Raw genomic sequence first — 17,472 nt, forward strand, 5'->3', positions numbered from 1 at the left:
CGTACCGAATATCGGCGGAGGTGCAAGATCCGTCCGGGAATATCAATTGATGCTCAATTTCTAATATGTTCAGCATTCTATTTCGAGCAGCTGTCGGATGGATGCCTGCCGATATGCGCAACATTGCATAGCGTGACTACCTGATCACGTTCAGGTGATGATCCTCTTGGCCCGCCTACTTTCATGGATTACGTTCGGGCTGTGCCGTCAACGACACGGGGAGTGGGATTGGTCCGATATCTACAGCCGCGTGTGGAGGGTGACCTGCGGCCCCTGCTGGACGATCACGCGTGGCTCCACCAGGTCGCCGACGCCCTCGGATCGCCGCTCAACCTGGTGCTGCCCGAGCAGGTGGCCCGCAACGTCGAGCAGTTCCGGCGGGTGCTCGCGGCCCATCACCTGAGCGGCGGCGTCTACTTCGCACACAAGGCCAACCGGTCGCACGCGCTGGTCCGGGCACTGGCCGGGGCGGGCAGCGGGATCGACGTGGCGTCGCTGGGCGAGCTCCAGCACGCGCTCGGCGCCGGGTTCACCCCGGAGCGGATCATGGCGACCGGGCCGAAGAGCCGGGAGTACCTGTGGCTGGCCGCCCGGTCCGGCGTGATCGTCAACGCCGACTCGGTCGCGGAGCTGTCCGGCCTGGCGGCGATCGTGGCGACGCACGGGCTGCCCACGGTGCGGGTGATGGCCCGGCTCTCCGGGTTCGCCGGGACCGGCACGACCGTGCTGTCCCGGGCCAGCCGCTTCGGCATCCCCGCCACCGGCGCCGGCCCGCTCTGGGACGTCCTCGACAAGCATCGAGACCAGCTCGACTTCCTCGGCGTGGCGTACCACCTGGACACCGTCGGACTGCCGGAGAAGGCGGCCGCGCTGGAGGGCTGCCTGACCGCGATGGACGAGGCCGGGCAGCGCGGGCTGAACCCGAGGGCGATCGACATCGGTGGCGGCTTCGGCCTGAACTACCTGGCCGACGCCACCGAATGGGAGTCGTGGACCACCGAGCTCACCTCGGCAGTGCTCGGCCGGCGGCCGCCGCTGACCTGGAACGGGCACGGATACGGGCTGCGCAACGAGGGCGGCACGGTCCGCGGCGCGCTCAGTGTCTACCCGGCTCACCGCAGTGTCGCCGGACCGGACTATCTGGACACTCTGCTGCGCACCGAGTCGGCCCTGTACCGGCGGCCGCTGGGCACGCTGGTGCTCGATCACCTCTACGACCTGTATGCCGAGCCCGGCCGGGCGCTGCTCGACCAGTGCGGGGCGGTCCTGTTGCGGGTGGAGCAGGTCGGCGACGACGGGCGGGGCGAGACCCTGGTCCGGGTGGCCGGCAACGGCACCGACGTCGGGCTGGAGCAGCACGGCGTACTGATGGATCCGATTCTCGTGCCCCGCGGAGACCCGCAGCCGGGCGGACCGGCAGGTGTCTACCTGACCGGCAACCTGTGCCTGGAAGCCGACCTGATCACCCGCCGCAAGGTGTTCCTGCCGAGCCGTCCGCAGCCGGGTGACCTGCTGGTCTTCGCCAACACGGCCGGCTACCTGATGGACTTCAGCGCCGGCGGCGCGCTGATGCAGCCCACCGCCCGCACGATCGCCGCCTACCGGGCCGGCGACGCGTGGCGATGGTGCCTGGACGACGGGTACTGGCCGGTGACCGGCCGTGAGGAGATCGGGTGAGGTACGACAGCGTCACCGACATCATCGGCGGCACGCCCCTGGTGCGCATCGACCCGGCGGTGCACGGGCTCCGGCACATCGACCTGTACGCGAAGATGGAGCTGTTCAACCCGTTCGGCTCGGTCAAGGACCGGGCCGCGTGGAACATGGTGCGCCACCGGCTGGCCGGCGCGGCCGACCGCGGCGAGACGGTGGTCGAGCTGTCCAGCGGCAACACCGCCAAGGCGCTCGCGGTGATCGCCGGCATGCACGGGCTGCCGTTCCGCAGTGTCACCAACCGGATGCGGGTGCCCGAGATCAAGGATCTCCTGCTGCTGCTCGGCGCCCAGATCGACGAGCTGCCGGGCCGTTCGGAGTGCCTGGACCCGACCGACACCGACGATCCGCTGACCCGGATGTACCACGCGGTGTCCGCCGACGGGGCCGGCTACCTGCACACCGATCAGTACTTCAACGACCGCAACGTCGAGGCGCACGTGCACGGCACCGGGCCGGAGATCATCGCCGACCTGGGCGGCCGGGCGCCCGACTACTTCATCGCGTGCGTCGGCACGGCCGGCTCGTCCAGCGGGGTGGCCCGGGTGCTGCGGGCGCACGACCCGGCGGTCACCGTGGTCGGGCTGGTGGCCGAGAAGTCCGACTTCATCCCCGGCATCCGCGACATCGACGAGGTGCACGAGGTCGGGCTGTTCGACCCGGGGACCTACGACGTCATCGAGGCGGTCAGCTCCGACGATGCGATCGACGGGCTGCTCACGCTGGTACGCCGGTGCGGCACCCTGGCCGGCCCGACGGGTGGTGGGGCGTACCAGGGGGCGGTGCGCTACCTGCGCGGCGTCGACGAGGAGCTGACCGGGCGGCGGACCGCGGTGTTCATCGTCTGCGACCGGGTGGAGAGTTACATGAGCTACCTGCGGGAGCGGCGTCCCGAGTTGTTCCGGCAGCCGGCCCGCGCCAACTCGGTGCACAGCCTGACCGGCGCCGAGGTGGCCGCGGCGCACACCGTCGACGTGGCCGGCGCGCAGGCCTGGATCGACACCGAACGGCCTCTGGTGGTGGATCTGCGCAGCCCGTTCGCCTTCCGGGCGCTGCACATCGACCGGTCGATCAACATCGTCGACGAGCAGTTCGGCGAGATGCTGCACAGTGGACTGCCGTTCAGCCGCCGCCAGCCGGTGCTGCTGGTCTGCCCGGTGGGGGAGAAGTCCGCCCGGTACGCCGCCCTGCTGACCCGGATGGGGCACCCGGACGTCCGGTCGCTGAACGGCGGGGTGATCGCCTGGCGCGACGCCGGCGCCACCCTGGTGCGTGATTGACGTGGACGAGTTGCGTGCCTGGCAGGAGGGGCTGCGCGAGCAGTTCCCGATCATCGTCGGCAACCCGGGCACGGCGTACCTGGACAGCGCCGCCACCGCGCAGAAGCCGCAGGCCGTGCTGGACGCCGTGATCAGCTATCTGACCAGTGAGAACGCCAACGCCGGCCGGGGCACCTACCCGTGGGCGAACCGGACCACCGCGCTGGTCGAGGCGGCCGGGCAGCGGCTCCGGAACTTCCTCGGCGACCCGGACCCGGACCGTTCCGGGGTGCATTTCGTCAGCGGCGCCACCGAGGGGCTGCGGCTGGTCGCCCGTGACTGGCTGACCCGCCACCTCCGCGACGGCGACGAGATCATCGTGCCGGCCGCCGACCACCAGGCGAACGCGCTGCCCTGGCGGGAGGCGGTGGGCCAGCTGGCCCGCGAGGGGGTGGCCGTCCGGATCGTGGAGCTGCCCTACGACGCGGCCCACGACTACGACCACCGGGCGCTGCCGGCCCTGGTCACCGACCGGACCCGGTTCATCGCCGCCACCCACGTGCACCACGTCTACGGCGGCGACATGAACATCCACCGGATCCGCGCGGCCGCCGGCCCGGACGTGGCGATCTGTCTGGACGCCGCGCAGGGGATCGGGCACCTGCCGCTGTCGGTGGCCGACCTGGACGTCGACTTCGTGGTCTTCTCCGGGCACAAGGCGATGGCGCTGCCGGGCACCGGCGCGATCTGGGCGGCCAACCGGCGCGGCGCCCGGTTCACGCCCGGTGGCTGGGCGGGCACGCCGAACACCAGCGGGATCGTGAGCCTTGCGGCCGCGCTGGACTGGCTGGACAAGGCGGGTGTGGAGCGGATCGCCAGGTGGACCGTCGGGCTGGGCGCCCGCCTCACCGACGCGCTGTGGCGCCTGCCCGCGTACGAGGTGCTGGGTTGTCAGCGCAGTCTCGCGGCCGATTCGCCGGTGCAGCAGCGGCACGGCATCGTCACCTTCCGGCATCGCCGGATCGGTTCCAACGATCTCGGTTTCATTCTGGCCGCGGAGGGCTTCCTGGTCCGGGCCGACGGTCACTGCCAGGCCGAAAAAGGCGAGAAGACGGCATCGGTACGGGTGAGCCTGCACGCCTACAACACCGAGGAGGAGGTCGATCGCCTGGTCGAGCTGCTGACCCGGCTCGACGCGGAAGGTTGACCGGTTCCGCCTTATTGAAAACGACTTCCGTTAGAGTGTCCCCGTGTCTCCTCCCGCTTTGCCCGTTCTTGATCGGGCGACAGTCGACCGGTGGCGAAGCACCTGGGACGAGGTGATGGCCGGTTTCCTGCCCGGCGCCGCGAGCCTCGAGGAGGCGCTGCCCGCAGTCGTCGAGGCCGCGTGCGCCGGGTGCCCGCGAAGGATCCTCGACCTCGGTGGCGGCCCCGGCGTCTTCGCCGAACGGATGGCCGGCCGCTGGCCGGGCGCCGACGTCGCGATGCTGGACCTGGACCCGGTCCTGCTCGCTCTCGCCGACGCCGGGGCGGGCGGCCGGATCCGGGTCCACTGTGCTGACCTGGCCTCCGGACGGTCCCTCCCGGGCGGGCCGTACGACCTGCTCACCATGGTGATGACCATCCACTACCTGAGTTCGGAACAGGCGCTCGCCCTGTATCGGGCGGCCCGCAGGGCACTGCGTCCGGGTGGCCTGCTGATCGTTGCCGACCTGATGCCCGAACCGGGCCTGGACCGGGTGATGGCGCATCTCCAGCCCGCGGCCGGCCCGGCGTGGGCGAGTTGGTGGGACGGGCTGCACGCCGAGGAGTCGTTGCGGCCGCTGCTGGACGAACGGCGGGCGGTCTTCGCCGGCCGGGCGCCGGCCGAGTTCGCCCCGCCCGCCGACTGGCACCGCGCGGCCGCTCTGGACGCGGGTTTCGATCAGGCCGGCGTGGTCTGGCGGTGGGGTGCCCACGCCGCCCTCGCCGCGATCGCGTGACCGCTTCTCAACATATCGTCAGTTTGCGATTAGACGATAATTTTCGACAATGATTATCGTTCCGCCATGAACACCCGAACCACCCCCCACCTTGTCGTCTGGACCGCGGCCCTGGCCGTGCTGGCCGGCTGCGGCTCCGCGGCCGCCGAGCCCGGCGCCTCCACCCCGGCCACCACCAAGCTCGCCGTCGTGGCCACCACCCCCGAGGTCGCCGACTTCGTCCGCAACATCGGCGGCGCCGACGTCGACGTCACCCAGATCATCAAACCCAACGTCGACCCGCACGAGTACGAGCCGACCCCTGCCGACCTACAGGCCATCGCGAGCGCCAAGCTGGTCGTCAAGAACGGTGTGGGCCTGGAGGAATGGCTCGACCGCACGATCGAGTCGGCCGGATTCGCCGGCACCGTCGTCGACACCAGCCAGGGCGTCACCCTGCGCGAGGGCGGCCACGAAGAGGAGGAGGGCGAGGCGCACGCCGGCGAGGAGGAACACGACCCGCACATCTGGCACGACCCGCGCAACGCCAAGATCATGGTGACCAACATCCAGAAGGGACTGGCCGCCGCCGACCCGGCCAAGGCCGGCGCCTTCGCGAAGAACCTCGCCACCTACAGCGCCGAGCTCGACAAGCTCGACAGCGACAACACCGCCGCCTGGGCGAAGATCCCGGCCGCCGACCGCAAGCTGGTCACCAACCACGACGCCTTCGGCTACTACATCGCCCGCTACGACCTCCAGTTCGTCGGCTCGGTCATCCCCAGCCTCGACACCTCCGCCGAACTGTCCGCCAAACAGCTCACCGACCTGGTCGCGAAGATCAAGGCCACCGGCACCAGGGCGATCTTCGCGGAGAGCTCCCTGCCGCCGAAGACCACCGAGGCCATCGCCCAGCAGGCCGGCGTCAAGGTCGTCGCGGGCGAGGACGCCCTCTTCGGCGACAGCCTCGGAGCACCGGGTACGCCGGAGGGCACCTACCTCGGCGCCGAACGTCACAACACGCAGGTCATCGTCGACGCGCTGGCCGGCTGACATGGCGACCGCCGCCCTGCGCCTGACCGGCGTGAGCGTGGGCTACCAGGGCCGGCCCGTGGTCACCGGCGTCGACCTCGAACTCAGGCCGGGGCAGCGGCTCGCCCTCGTCGGCCCGAACGGCGCCGGCAAGTCCACCCTGATCAAAGCGGTGCTCGGCCTCGCCGACATCCTCACCGGCGCCGCCACCGTCCTGGACCAGGAACCGGCCCGCGCCCGCTCGCACACCGGATACGTGCCGCAGACCGGAAACCTCGACCCCGACTTCCCGGTCAGCGTCCGCCAGGTGGTGATGATGGGCCGCTACCGGCAACTCGGCTGGTGGCGGCCGGCCCGCGCCACCGATCGGCAGGCCGTCGCCACCGCCCTCGACCGGGTCGGGCTCACCGACCGGGCCCGGGACCGGTTCGGGCTGCTCTCCGGCGGCCAGCGGCAACGCGCCCTGCTCGCCCGCGCCATCGTCGCGCGGCCCCGGCTGCTGCTGCTCGACGAACCGTTCAACGGCGTCGACGCGGTCAGCCAGGACGCCATCGTCCGGGTGCTGCGCGAACTGTCCGCCGACGGGACCGCGATCGTGCTCAGCACCCACGACCTCACCGTCGCCCGTGACCTCGCCGACCTGGTCTGCCTGGTCAACGGCCGGCAATGGGCGGTCGGCACGCCCGGCGAGACCCTCACGGCCGGTCCGCTGCGCCAGACGTACGCCCATGCCGCCCTCGACCTGGCCGACGGCCGGATGGTGCTGGTCGAACCGTGATCGAGCCGTTCGCCGTACCGTTCATGGGCCGCGCCCTCACCGAGATCGCCCTGCTCGCGCTGATCTGCGGCCCGGTCAGCGTGTTCGTCTTCGTCAGGCGGCTGTCGTTCGTCTCCGACGCGCTCACCCACACCGTGTTCCCCGGAGTCGTGATCGGGTTCGTCGCCGGCGGCATCGAGGGCCTGTTCGCCGGAGCGCTCGTCGCCGGGCTGCTCACCGCGGTGGTGCTGACCGTCCTGACCCGCGCCGCACGGCTCACCGACGACGCCGCCACCGCGGTCGTGCTCACCGCGATGTTCTCGATCGGGGTGGTGCTGGTGTCGCGGCGTACGTCGTACACCTCAGATCTGACCGCCTTTCTCTTCGGCCGTCTGCTGACCGTGACGCCGCGGCAGATCGCCGAGACCGCCGTCCTCGCCGCGGTGATCCTGGTGGCGCTGGCCATCGGCGCCCGGGCCTGGCTGTTCCGCGCCTTCGATCCGGCCGGCGCCGCCGCGGCCGGACTGCGTGTCGGCTGGCTCGACCTGTGGCTGAACGTCCTGCTCGCGCTGGTGGTCGTCGCCGCGGTCCGTGCGGTCGGCACGATCCTGGTGGTGGCGCTGCTGGTGGTCCCGGCCGCGGCGGCCCGGATGATCACCGCCCGGCCCGCCGTGATGGCGCTGGCCGGCACCGGTCTCGTCCTGGTCGCCGGGTATGCCGGGCTGCTGCTGAGCTGGACCGCGTCGCTGCGCTACGGGGTGGCGCTGACCTCCGCCTCCGCCGTCGTCCTGATGCTGGTCCTGGCCTATCTGCTGCTCCTGCCGGTACGCCGCTGGCGCGACCGCTCGTTCGCCGGAGGGCTGACGTGATCCTCCGGGCGGTCGTCGAAGTGGTCCTGGTCGGTGTGCTGACCGGGTTGATCGGGGTGCAGGTGGTGGTGCGGCGGTTGTCGTTCTTCACCATGGCGCTGACCCACGCCACCTTCCCCGGCGTGGTGGCCGCGTCCATCATCGGGGTGAATCTGCTGGTCGGCGGGGTGCTGACCGGAGCAGTCGTGGCGCTGGGGGTGGCCGCGCTGACCCGGCGCCGCGGTCAGGACGCGGCGGCCGCCACCGGGGTGCTGGTGTCCGGCGGGTTCGCGCTCGGCGCGGCGCTGGTCGCCACCCAGAGCGGGTTCAGCCGGGACCTGTCGTCGTTCCTGGTCGGCTCGATCCTCACGGTCAGCCGATCGGACCTGGCCGCCACGGTCGGGGTGCTGGCCGTGGTCGCGCTGGTCCTGGCGGTCTGCGCCCGCCCGCTGCTGTTCGCGGGTTTCGACCCGGCCGGCGCGCGGGCGGCGGGTGTCCGGACCGGCGGCTGGGACGTCCTCCTGCTCCTCACGATCGTGCTGGTCGTGGTGACGGTGGTGCCGGCGGTCGGCACCATCCTCGCGCTGTCGCTGATCGTCGCCCCGGCCGCGGCCGCCCGGCTGTGGTCGGCCCGGCTGCCGGTGATGACCGGGCTGGCGGTCCTGTTCGGCGTCGCGAGCGGCCTGGCCGGGCTGTACGTCTCCGCACACTGGAACGTGGCCGCGGGCGCGAGCATCTCCCTGGCCGCGACCGCGGTCCTGACGGTCTCCTGGACCCTGCGCCGCCTCGTCCGGGCGGTGCCGGCATGACCATCACACCCCGGATCGAGCAGGCCGACCTCGATCGTGCGGTCGAGGTGCTGCGCGGCATGGCGTACCAGCACCGCCTGCACATCCTCCTGGTGCTGCGCGCGGGCGAGGCGACCCCGGCCGACCTGAACGGGATCGTCCCCGCCCACCCCACCGCGATCGCCCACCACCTGCGCCACCTCACCGACGCCGGCCTGATCCTGCGCCGGCGGCAGGGCCAGCGGGTCTACTACTCGCTGCCGAACGAGTCGACCGGCCGCCTGATCGACGGCATCCTCGACTTCGTCACCGGCGGCGACCGGCAGCGGCCGACGTGACCAGCCGGTCAGACGGTGGTCAGCTCGGCTGCCCCGAACGAGACGGCGAACCGCTTGCACCAGATGCTGACGCTGCGGAACTCGGCCGGGTCGACGCCGGAGTCCAGCCGGTACACCTGATCCCCGTGGTTGCCTTTGAGCTTGCCCAACTCCGCGTACTCGCCGTCGTCGAAGACCCGCCATCCGGCGGTGCCGGTGCGTACCTGCTGGTCGGACAGCCACACCCGCAGGTCCGGGCCGTCGCTGGTGTCCAGGCCGGCGATCTCCAGCTGGTGGCTGCCGTCCGGGTTGCGCACCAGCCGGGCCGTGCCGCTGGTGTCGTGCTCGTGGGTGATGAAATCCCCCTGAGCGATGATCACCGGTGCGGCCGGCGGCGGCGCTTCTGCGGAACCGGACGATGGCGGTACGGCGGCGGGCGGTGCGGCCGGCACGACGGTCAGGGTGTCGGCCACGACCGTGTCGGTGAACAACCGCCACGGCGCGAACCAGTAGAACGCCCCCGCGCCGCCGATCCCGAGCACCGCGACGACGATCCAGGTGGCAGGTCTGCTGAGAAGTCGGCGAATCACATGTACGAGTCAAGCCGCCCACCGCCGTGATCGGTAGGCCGGACCCGCTTACGGAACCCTTACGTCACCTGGGTGGGAGCAGGTCGGCGAGGAGCGTCTCGACACGTGACCTGATCTCGTCGCGGATCGGGCGCACCGCCTCGACGCCTTTGCCGGCCGGGTCGTCCAGCTTCCAGTCCTCGTACCGTTTGCCGGGAAAGACCGGGCAGGCGTCGCCGCAGCCCATCAGGATGATCACATCCGACTCCCGGGCGGAGTCCAAGGTCAGCCTGGTCGGCGACTGGTCGGTGATGTCGATGCCGACCTCGTGCATCGCCTCGACGGCGGCCGGGTTGATCGTGTCGGCCGGCGCGGACCCGGCCGACCGGACCTCGACCCGGTCACCGGCGAGGTGCCGCAGCCAGCCGGCGGCCATCTGGGAGCGACCGGCGTTGTGCACGCAGACGAACAGGACGGTGGGCACGATCATCTGATCGCTCCTTTCACGAGGGGTGACTGGTTTCCGCTACGGCCCGGCCGGTCACCGGGTAGAGCACGAGGATCGCGCCGGCGCCGGCTACTGAGCGATTGCCGCCGGGTCGAGCAGGGTGGCGAGCTGCCGCATCAGGGCGGGGCGGGGCCGGTAGTAGACCCAGCTCGCCCGGCGCTCGGCGTCGACCAGGCCGGCCTCGCGCAGCGTCTTGAGGTGGTGGGAGATGGTCGAGCCGGACACCTCGAACGCCGGGGTGAGGTCGCAGACGCAGATCTCCCCGTCCGGCGCCGACGCGATCATCGACATCAGCTGGAGCCGTACCGGATCGCCGAGGGCCTTGAACGCGGCCGACAGGTTCACCGCCGTGGCCGAGTCGATGCGCTGCTGCGTCATCGGCGGGCAGCAGGGTACGTCGTTGCTCTCATCAAGCGGGGCGGGGGCGGTGGTGGCCGGCTTCGACATGGGTCGAGTTTGACAACTATCGAATCGGTGTGCAAATCTCGGTTTCGAGAACGGTCGAATCCAATGGTTGTCGAAACCGCGTCGCCTCACAGGCAGGAGTCACCTCCGTGTCCAGCCAGCTCTCCCAGCTTCCCGTCGTGGTCATCGGCGCCGGCCCGGTCGGCCTGGCCGCCGCCGCCCAGCTCGCCGACCGCGGCCTGCCCTTCCTTGTTCTCGAAGCCGGTGACGGTCCGGCCGCCGCCGTCCGCGAATGGGGTCACGTGCGGTTGTTCTCGCCGTGGCGCTACGACCTCGACCCGGCCGCGGCCCGTCTGCTCGGCGACGCGGGCTGGGTACGGCCCGACGACGACAAGCTGCCCACCGGCGCCGAACTCGCCGCCGACTATCTCCAGCCGCTCGCCGACCTGCCCGCGCTCAAACCGCACATCCGCTACAGCGCCCGGGTCGTCGCGGTCACCCGGCTCGGTCTGGACCGGGTCCGCAGCGCCGGCCGGGCGGACACACCGTTCCTCGTGCGGCTGACCGACGGCACCGACCTGCACGCCCGCGCGGTCATCGACGCCTCCGGCACCTGGGACACACCGAACGTGCTCGGCGCGTACGGCATCCCCGCCCACGGCGAAGCGGGCGCTGCGGCGTACCTGGAGAATGCCCTGCCGGACGTCCTGGGCCGGGACCGGGACCGGTTCGCCGGACGCCGGGTCCTCGTGGTCGGCGCCGGGCACTCCGCCGCCAACACCGTCCTGGCCCTGGCCGCCCTCGCCGAGCAGGCCCCCGACACCCGGGTGACCTGGGCCGTCCGGTCCAGCAGCCCGACCCGGACCTACGGCGGGCAGAGCGCCGACGCCCTGCCCGAACGCGGCGCCCTCGGCACCCGCCTGCGCCAGGCCGTCGAGTCCGGCGCCGTCACCCTGCTCACCGGCTTCCGGGTGGAGCGTGTGCGGGTCGACGGCGACACGGTTCGGGTGTCCGACGGCGACCGCACCGTCACCGCCGACCGGATCGTCTCGGCGACCGGGTTCCGCCCCGACCACGGCATCACCGGCGAGCTGCGGCTCGACCTAGACCCGATCCTCGGCTCCACCCGGGCTCTCGCACCGCTGATCGACCCGAACGAGCACTCCTGCGGCACCGTCCCGCCGCACGGCGTCGACGAACTCACCCACCCCGAGCCCGGCTACTACGCGATCGGCGTCAAGAGCTACGGCCGGGCGCCGACGTTCCTGCTCGCCACCGGCTACGAACAGGCCCGCTCGGTCGTCGCCGCGCTCGCCGGCGACTGGGCGGCGGCCCGCGACGTGCGGCTCGACCTGCCCGAGACCGGCGTCTGCAGCAGCGACGCGGTCGACGGCGACAGTTGCTGCGGCACTGCACCCGAAGAATCCGCCGAGCCGCTGCCCACCGCGCCCCTGAACCTGATCACCCTCGGTGACTCTCCCGCTGCCGGTCAGGCCGGCACCTGCTGCTGACCATCCTGCGGTGTTTCACGGCTGGTGGATCGTGGTCACCTTCGCCGTCACCCAGACCATCGGGTACGGCACCCTCTACTACGCCTTCGCCGTGCTGCTGCATCCGATCGCCGCCGACCTGCACACCTCACCGGCCGCGGTCACCGGGGCGTTCACCACGGCGATCCTCGCCCAAGCTGCGGCCGCCGTGCCGGTGGGCCGTTGGCTCGACCGGCACGGCGGGCGCGCCCTGATGACCACCGGCGCGATGCTCGGCGCCGGAATGCTGGTGGCGTGGGCGCACGTCCGTACAATATGGGCGCTTTATCTGGTCTTCGCTGGGCTGGGCGTGGCGATGGCGATGGCCCTCTACGAGGCGGCCACCCCGGTGCTGGTCTCCTGGTTCGACGCCGTCCGCCGGCCGCGGGCGATCCTCGGCATGATCGTGGTGGCCGGGTTCGCCAGCACCGTGTTCATGCCGCTCACCGGCTGGCTCACCGAACGCGAGGGCTGGCGGGCCACCCTGCTGGTGCTCGCCGGGCTGTACGCGGGTGTGGCCGTACCGCTGCATCTGCTCGTCGTGCGCCGACCACCGGAAGCGGTGCGCGGACCGCGGCGCGCAAGTTCCGGTCATCGGCGGGCCCTGGTCCGGGCCGCGATGCGGGACCGCCGGTTCTGGTGCCTGGTCGCCGCGTTCGTGGCGCATGCCGCCGCGAACGCGACCATGACCGTCCATCTGGTCGGCTATCTGGTCAGCCGCGGCCACCCGGCGACCTTCGCCGCGACCGTGGCCGGGCTGCTCGGTGTCCTGTCGGTCACCGGCCGTCTGCTGCTCACCGCCACCTCCAGGCGTGTCCGGCTGCACCGGATCGTCGCCGCGATCTTCGTCGTGCAGGCCACTGCCACGCTGGTCCTGCCCGTGGCGGGCGGAAGCCGCCCGGGGGCGATCCTGGCGGTGGTGGCGTTCGGGCTCGGCTTCGGCATCGCCAGCCTGGCCACCCCACAGTTGCTCGCCGATCGCTACGGCACCGCCGCCTACGCCGCCATCGCCGGCACCCTCGCGGCCCCGGTCACCCTCGCCCGGGCCACCGCGCCGCTGCTCGCCGCCGGCCTGCTCGCCGCCACCGGCGGCTACCTGCCGGTCCTGCTGGCCATCGGCGCGGCCGGCCTGCTGGCCGCCGCCGGAATCCTGGCCCTCGCGGAAAGCCCGCCACCGGCCGTCAGCCGGGCGCGAGGGCTGGGTCCTCGCATGATGACGGCGTGATGACGCCGGGCTGACGGGTCCCGGCGACGCTCTGCCTGTCGCCGAATCCGGTGGCCCGGCCTCGCGGGATGCGAGCCCGGCGGAACGTTTCTGGAGGCACCACCATGCACAAGCGAAAGACCCTGGCCGCGGCCGCCGCGTTCCTGCTCGCCTCGGCCGCGCTGGCGACGTCGGGCGCCTCGGCCGCCTACGCCGACGACGAGGAGCACTGCCTGCCGAAGGGGCCCGGTGTGGTCCTCATCGGTGACGGCATGCCCAACAACCTCGTCGGCACCCCGTTCGACGACTTCATCGACGGACGTGGCGGCGCCGACTTCATCAACGGACTCGGTGGCAACGACGTCATCCTCGGCGGGGACGGCAACGACACCATCCTCGGCGGTGACGGAGTGGACAACATCGGCGGCGAGAACGGCAACGACCTGATCTTCGGCAACCAGTGCGACGATCTGGCCGGCGGCGGCGACGGCGACGACACCGTCAACGGCAACGAGGACGACGACACCCTGACCGGCGGCCCCGGCGCCGACGTGGCGAACGGCGACAGCGGCGCCGACCAGCTCGCCGGTGACCTCGGTGACGACGTGCTCAACGGCGGGGAGGGCCAGGACCGGGTCCACGGGGGACCGGGCGCCGACGAGCTCGCCGGCAACGAGCAGAACGACCGGCTCGACGGCGACGCCGGTGACGACGTGCTCAACGGCGGTTTCGGCAACGACGACCTGTTCGGCGGCGACGGCGACGATGTCGTGCGCGGCAACGACGGCGACGACCAGATGGACGGCGAGGCCGGCACCGACACCGGCAACGGCGGACCGGCCGGCGGCGCCGACGTCTGCAGCCCGGCCACCGAAACCCAGATCAACTGCTGATCAGCGGGTACGGCCGGCGCCGTGATGACGCCACGATGACGGGCCGGTGGGATGTTGCCCGCATGACTGAAAACCTGCGCAAGGTAATGGCCCTGCTGGGCGTGACCATCCTCGCCACCGCCGGTCTCACACTCTCGGGTGTGGGACCGGCTGCCGCGATCGACCCGTGCGAGACACCCGGGCCCGGCTTCGTCATCGAGGGCACCCCCGGCGACGACGTGCTCAACGGAACCCCCCGCGACGACCTGATCCGCGGTCACGGCGGCGACGACGTGATCCACGGCCTCGGCGGCAACGACGTGATCCACGGCGACCCCGGCGCCGACAGCCTCTACGGCGACGACGGGTGCGACGAGATCTACGGCGACAAAGGCGCCGACGTGCTCGACGGCGGTGCCGGCAACGACCTGCTGTTCGGCGAGGAGGGCTACGACACCGGGTTCGGCGGCACCGGCGTCAACATCTGCGACGTCGAATCCGCGCAGGTCTACGCGTACTTCGACATCGTCCAGTATTTCGTCCGGTGCGCCAGCGAGCCCATCCTGAACTGAGGAGAGGCCGTCAGGCCCGGCCGGCGAGGACTCCGGTGGTCGGCACCGGCGCGTCGATCGACCGCATCGCCTGGCACCAGCGGTCGAAGGCGCGCCGGGCCTCGCCGTGCCGGCCGGCCCGCACCAGGACCTCGACCAGGGTGCGGTGCACCACCTCGTCATACGCGTCGATGGCGAGCAGCCGAACCAGGTAGGTGACCGCCTGGTCGAGATCGCCGGCGGCACGGCTGAGCCCCGCGAGGTCGCGCAGCGCACGCAGCCACACCGCACGCGCCTCCTCGCGCAGCCCGTCGGCCCATTCCTCGTACGGCTCGTCGCCGAACGCGTCACCGCGATACAACCGATCGAGCTCGACGAGCACCTCCCGCGCCTGCGCCCGGTCACCGGTGCGGACCAGCAGCGCCGCGTGTGCCGCGTCGCTCAGCAGCTCCTCGACGTCGACCGCGACGTGCCCGACGTCGAGCGAGATCCCCGCCAGGTCGGCCCGGACATGGTGGTCGGTCGGCCAGCGGCGCGCCGGATCCAGCACCGTGCGAACCACCGACAACAGGACCGACAACCGGTGCGCCGTACGATGTGCCTCGTCATCGGGCCAGAGAAGCTCCCGCAGCTCCAGGCGCGGGACGGGCCGGCCACGCCGCGCGACCAGGATCTTGACCAGCGACCGCGCCTGCCGGGAGCGCCAGGCCGGCAGTGGCACCGGCCGGCCGTCGACGAACACCTCGAACCCACCCAGGACCCGCATCCGCACCGGTGTCGATCTGTCCTCGCCGGCCGGCAGACGGGCATCGTCGACAGCCGCCACGCCCAACTCCACCAGCCGCCGGGCAGCGGCCTTCGCCGCCGAACGCTGCGCGCCGTCAGCACCGGGCACCCGGCCGAGCAGCACCACGGCCCGATCGGCGGCGGGCAGCGCACCCGCGGCACGCCAGATCGCCTCCGCCTCACGCAGCGCCGCCACCGCGCCGGCGGTGTCGATGCTCACCGCAGCGACCAGCTCGAGCGCATTGGCAAGACAATCGGCGCGCCGGCTGGCCCGGGCGGCGGTCACCGCCGCGGCCGCCCGCTGCTGCGCGACCGGCAGGATTCCCTCCGCGAACGCGACCCAGCCGGCGGCCACCAGGGCGATCGGCAGCAGAATCTCGGGCGCGACACGTTCCGCCTCCTCGGCCGCGGAACGAGCCGCGGCAAGATCGGGGTCCGGCCCGTCCAGCAGCACCCGGGTGAGGCCGGCCAGCGCCGGTACGAGGACCTGCGTGTCATCGACCGCGTGCGCCGCCTCCACCGCCTCCTCGAACGCGGTCCGGCTCTGTTCACGCCGGCCGATCTGCCGCCGGACCTCGGCGATGCCCCACAGCCCGGACGCCGCGCGGTTCAGGCCGGCCCGGTGTGACACCGCGACCACCCGCTCGAAATGCCGCTCGGCCTCGTCGTACCGGCCCAGCCGCAGCAGCGCGTCGCCGGCGTTGGACAGCGCCGCCACCAGCAACCCGGGCGGGCAGCTGTGCTCCGCGGTGTGCACCGCCTGCGCGGCGACCCGCAACGCCTCCGGGTACCTGGCGTCACGGATCAGCCCTTCGGCCCGGTTCACCAGCACCCGGACCACGGTGACCACGTCGTCGGCGCGCTGCGCGGCGTCGAGCGCGGCGGCCAGGTGCCCGTCACGCCGGGCGCCTACCGCACCGAGCGCGGCAGCGATGTGCGCGGCTGCCTTCCCCCGATCGTCGCCGCTGCTCTCCGCACAGCGCAGCGCCTGGGCCGCCACGGCAGCCGACTCGGCGGACCGGCCCAGCATCATCAACGCGCCGGCCCGGCAGGCCAGCAGCAGCACCTCGTCGACGGTTCGGCCGGGGCCGTCCGGCAGGGTGCACAGTTCCAGCGCCGTCGCGTACTCGCCGCGCATGTAGTGCACCATCGCCGCTCGCCAGCGCAGTCCCGGGTCACCGCCGCGGGCCGGATCCCGCAGCAGCGGAGCGAAGACACGCAGCGCCCCGGCGGCGTCGCCGGTCATCCGCAACGCGTCGCCCTGTACCAGCCGCAGCTCGAACGACCGTTGCTCGGCGGGGAGCGATCGCAGCAGCCGCACGACCTCGAACCCGCCTCCGGCCGCCAGCATCCGGTCACCGTGCTCGGCGAGCACGGCCGCGCACTGCTCCGGCCGCCCCGCCCGGTGCAGCAGCGCCGCCGCAGCAAGGGAGTGCCCGTGGCGCGAATACCACGCGGCGGCGAAGTCGACGAAGGCCTCGGAGGGCACGCCGGCGCCCGCACAGCCCGACCGGCGCCGGTGACCGAGCACCGCAGAGACCGCCGGCACCAGCCGCGGCGCCGCACCGGCGCGCGCCACGAGCAGACCCGCCCGGTTCAGCCATCGCAGCGAAGGCAACGGCGTGCCCGGCACACCGTTGTCGAGCAGCCCCGCGTCCGCCAGGCCCAGGCAGAGCGCCTCGGGCACCGGGCCGAGCGCCACGGCCGCATCCAGCAATGCGGCGGCGCCTACCGGCTGCTCGGCCAGGACCTCCTCGCCGAGCCAGGTCGCGGCCGGCGTGCCGGGGTCGGTGATCGCGGCGAGGAGCTCCGCTGAGCCGACTCCCTGCCGGCCCAGGGCCTCACCGGCGAACTGGACCAGCGCGGGCCATCCCGCCGTCACGTCGTGCACCAGCACGGCCAGCTCGGCATCGACGACGCCGTGCTCCTCCCGCAGGACCCGCGCGACCTGGTCGAGGGTGAGGGCGAGGTCGGCGGCGCCACGTTCGACGGCCGCACCCGGCAGCGTGGCGTAGAACTCGGAAGCGAGGGGCCGGCGGGCCGCCAGCCAGAGCTCGACATCGGCCGGCAGCGTCGCCAGTTCCCGCGCCAGCCGCCGCTGCGCCGGAGCGGGCAACGCGCACAGGTCGTCGACGACCACCCGGGCCAGGGCTTCCGGCGGGTGACGGTACGGCGTGGCGAGCAGCGCCTCGGCAGTCCAGTACGTCCCCGCGCCGTCCGCGCACATCGCTTCGAGGGTCGTCGTCTTGCCGTATCCGGCTGCGGCCACATAGCTGAAACAGCGTCCGGCACGGCGCTTGCGACGGGCCTGTTCCGCCATGCCGGCTCCCTGTCCGTCGTCCGCAATCCATCGACGCCAATGGCAGCACGAAT

General features: G+C 72.4%; 17 protein-coding genes. 13 read left to right on the forward strand and 4 right to left on the reverse strand.

Features of this window, described 5'->3' with window-relative positions; genetic code table 11:
• Window positions 1–222: 222 nt before the first annotated feature.
• The 9 genes from AB0E94_RS12635 (at window position 223) to AB0E94_RS12675 (ending at window position 8,696) form a co-directional block, all read left to right on the forward strand.
• A complete protein-coding gene (locus tag AB0E94_RS12635; protein ID WP_360325650.1) occupies window positions 223–1,677 on the forward strand; it encodes a Y4yA family PLP-dependent enzyme in 1,455 nt (484 codons plus the stop codon).
• Window positions 1,674–2,993, forward strand: coding sequence for a pyridoxal-phosphate dependent enzyme (locus tag AB0E94_RS12640; protein WP_360325652.1), 1,320 nt, complete (start codon window positions 1,674–1,676; stop codon window positions 2,991–2,993). The genes AB0E94_RS12635 and AB0E94_RS12640 overlap by 4 nt, the downstream gene beginning before the upstream one ends.
• Window positions 2,986–4,179 (forward strand): aminotransferase class V-fold PLP-dependent enzyme, encoded by a 1,194-nt coding sequence (locus AB0E94_RS12645; protein ID WP_360325653.1) that lies wholly within the window; start codon window positions 2,986–2,988, stop codon window positions 4,177–4,179. Before AB0E94_RS12640 ends, AB0E94_RS12645 begins: the two co-directional genes overlap by 8 nt.
• A 43-nt stretch (window positions 4,180–4,222) precedes the next feature.
• Window positions 4,223–4,954, forward strand: coding sequence for a class I SAM-dependent methyltransferase (locus AB0E94_RS12650; RefSeq protein ID WP_360325655.1), 732 nt, complete (start codon window positions 4,223–4,225; stop codon window positions 4,952–4,954).
• Between the two features lie 66 nt (window positions 4,955–5,020).
• Window positions 5,021–5,986 (forward strand): metal ABC transporter substrate-binding protein, encoded by a 966-nt coding sequence (locus AB0E94_RS12655; protein WP_360325657.1) that lies wholly within the window; start codon window positions 5,021–5,023, stop codon window positions 5,984–5,986.
• Between the two features lies 1 nt (window position 5,987).
• Entirely contained in the window at window positions 5,988–6,743 is a 756-nt protein-coding gene (locus tag AB0E94_RS12660; RefSeq protein WP_360325658.1) for an ABC transporter ATP-binding protein, read from the forward strand.
• Window positions 6,740–7,591, forward strand: a complete 852-nt coding sequence (locus tag AB0E94_RS12665; protein ID WP_360325660.1) for a metal ABC transporter permease — start codon at window positions 6,740–6,742, stop codon at window positions 7,589–7,591. The genes AB0E94_RS12660 and AB0E94_RS12665 overlap by 4 nt, the downstream gene beginning before the upstream one ends.
• Window positions 7,588–8,379, forward strand: coding sequence for a metal ABC transporter permease (locus AB0E94_RS12670; RefSeq protein WP_360325661.1), 792 nt, complete (start codon window positions 7,588–7,590; stop codon window positions 8,377–8,379). Before AB0E94_RS12665 ends, AB0E94_RS12670 begins: the two co-directional genes overlap by 4 nt.
• A complete protein-coding gene (locus tag AB0E94_RS12675) occupies window positions 8,376–8,696 on the forward strand; it encodes a metalloregulator ArsR/SmtB family transcription factor (RefSeq protein WP_360325663.1) in 321 nt (106 codons plus the stop codon). The genes AB0E94_RS12670 and AB0E94_RS12675 overlap by 4 nt, the downstream gene beginning before the upstream one ends.
• A gap of 8 nt (window positions 8,697–8,704) precedes the next feature.
• Here the strand turns inward: AB0E94_RS12675 and AB0E94_RS12680 are convergent, their stop codons facing one another.
• The 3 genes from AB0E94_RS12680 to AB0E94_RS12690 all read right to left on the reverse strand — a co-directional run bounded on the left by AB0E94_RS12680 (window position 8,705) and on the right by AB0E94_RS12690 (window position 10,199).
• Complete coding sequence (locus AB0E94_RS12680) at window positions 8,705–9,265, reverse strand: DM13 domain-containing protein (protein ID WP_360325665.1); 561 nt, start codon at window positions 9,263–9,265, stop codon at window positions 8,705–8,707.
• A gap of 64 nt (window positions 9,266–9,329) precedes the next feature.
• Window positions 9,330–9,734 carry an arsenate reductase ArsC gene (locus tag AB0E94_RS12685; RefSeq protein WP_360325666.1) on the reverse strand — a complete coding sequence of 135 codons (405 nt, stop codon included), beginning with the start codon at window positions 9,732–9,734 and terminating at the stop codon, window positions 9,330–9,332.
• Between the two features lie 87 nt (window positions 9,735–9,821).
• Window positions 9,822–10,199 (reverse strand): metalloregulator ArsR/SmtB family transcription factor, encoded by a 378-nt coding sequence (locus AB0E94_RS12690; protein ID WP_360325667.1) that lies wholly within the window; start codon window positions 10,197–10,199, stop codon window positions 9,822–9,824.
• 107 nt (window positions 10,200–10,306) lie between these two features.
• On the opposite strand from AB0E94_RS12690, the gene AB0E94_RS12695 reads away from it, so the two are divergent.
• From AB0E94_RS12695 to AB0E94_RS12710, 4 genes are all read left to right on the forward strand, one after another.
• Window positions 10,307–11,668 carry an FAD-dependent oxidoreductase gene (locus AB0E94_RS12695; protein WP_360325669.1) on the forward strand — a complete coding sequence of 454 codons (1,362 nt, stop codon included), beginning with the start codon at window positions 10,307–10,309 and terminating at the stop codon, window positions 11,666–11,668.
• 10 nt (window positions 11,669–11,678) lie between these two features.
• The gene (locus tag AB0E94_RS12700; RefSeq protein WP_360325670.1) at window positions 11,679–12,911 is read left to right on the forward strand and encodes an MFS transporter; all 1,233 of its coding nucleotides are present in this window, start codon (window positions 11,679–11,681) and stop codon (window positions 12,909–12,911) included.
• A 104-nt stretch (window positions 12,912–13,015) separates the two neighbouring features.
• Window positions 13,016–13,783 carry a calcium-binding protein gene (locus tag AB0E94_RS12705; RefSeq protein ID WP_360325672.1) on the forward strand — a complete coding sequence of 256 codons (768 nt, stop codon included), beginning with the start codon at window positions 13,016–13,018 and terminating at the stop codon, window positions 13,781–13,783.
• 62 nt (window positions 13,784–13,845) lie between these two features.
• Window positions 13,846–14,334, forward strand: coding sequence for a calcium-binding protein (locus AB0E94_RS12710; RefSeq protein ID WP_360325673.1), 489 nt, complete (start codon window positions 13,846–13,848; stop codon window positions 14,332–14,334).
• Window positions 14,335–14,344: 10 nt separating this feature from the next.
• Here the strand turns inward: AB0E94_RS12710 and AB0E94_RS12715 are convergent, their stop codons facing one another.
• Window positions 14,345–17,419: a tetratricopeptide repeat protein gene (locus AB0E94_RS12715; RefSeq protein WP_360325675.1), complete on the reverse strand. Its 3,075-nt coding sequence runs from the start codon at window positions 17,417–17,419 to the stop codon at window positions 14,345–14,347.
• Window positions 17,420–17,472: the final 53 nt, after the last annotated feature.

Source organism: Actinoplanes sp. NPDC026670 (genome assembly GCF_040638175.1).
Taxonomy (GTDB): Bacteria; Actinomycetota; Actinomycetes; order Mycobacteriales; family Micromonosporaceae; genus Actinoplanes.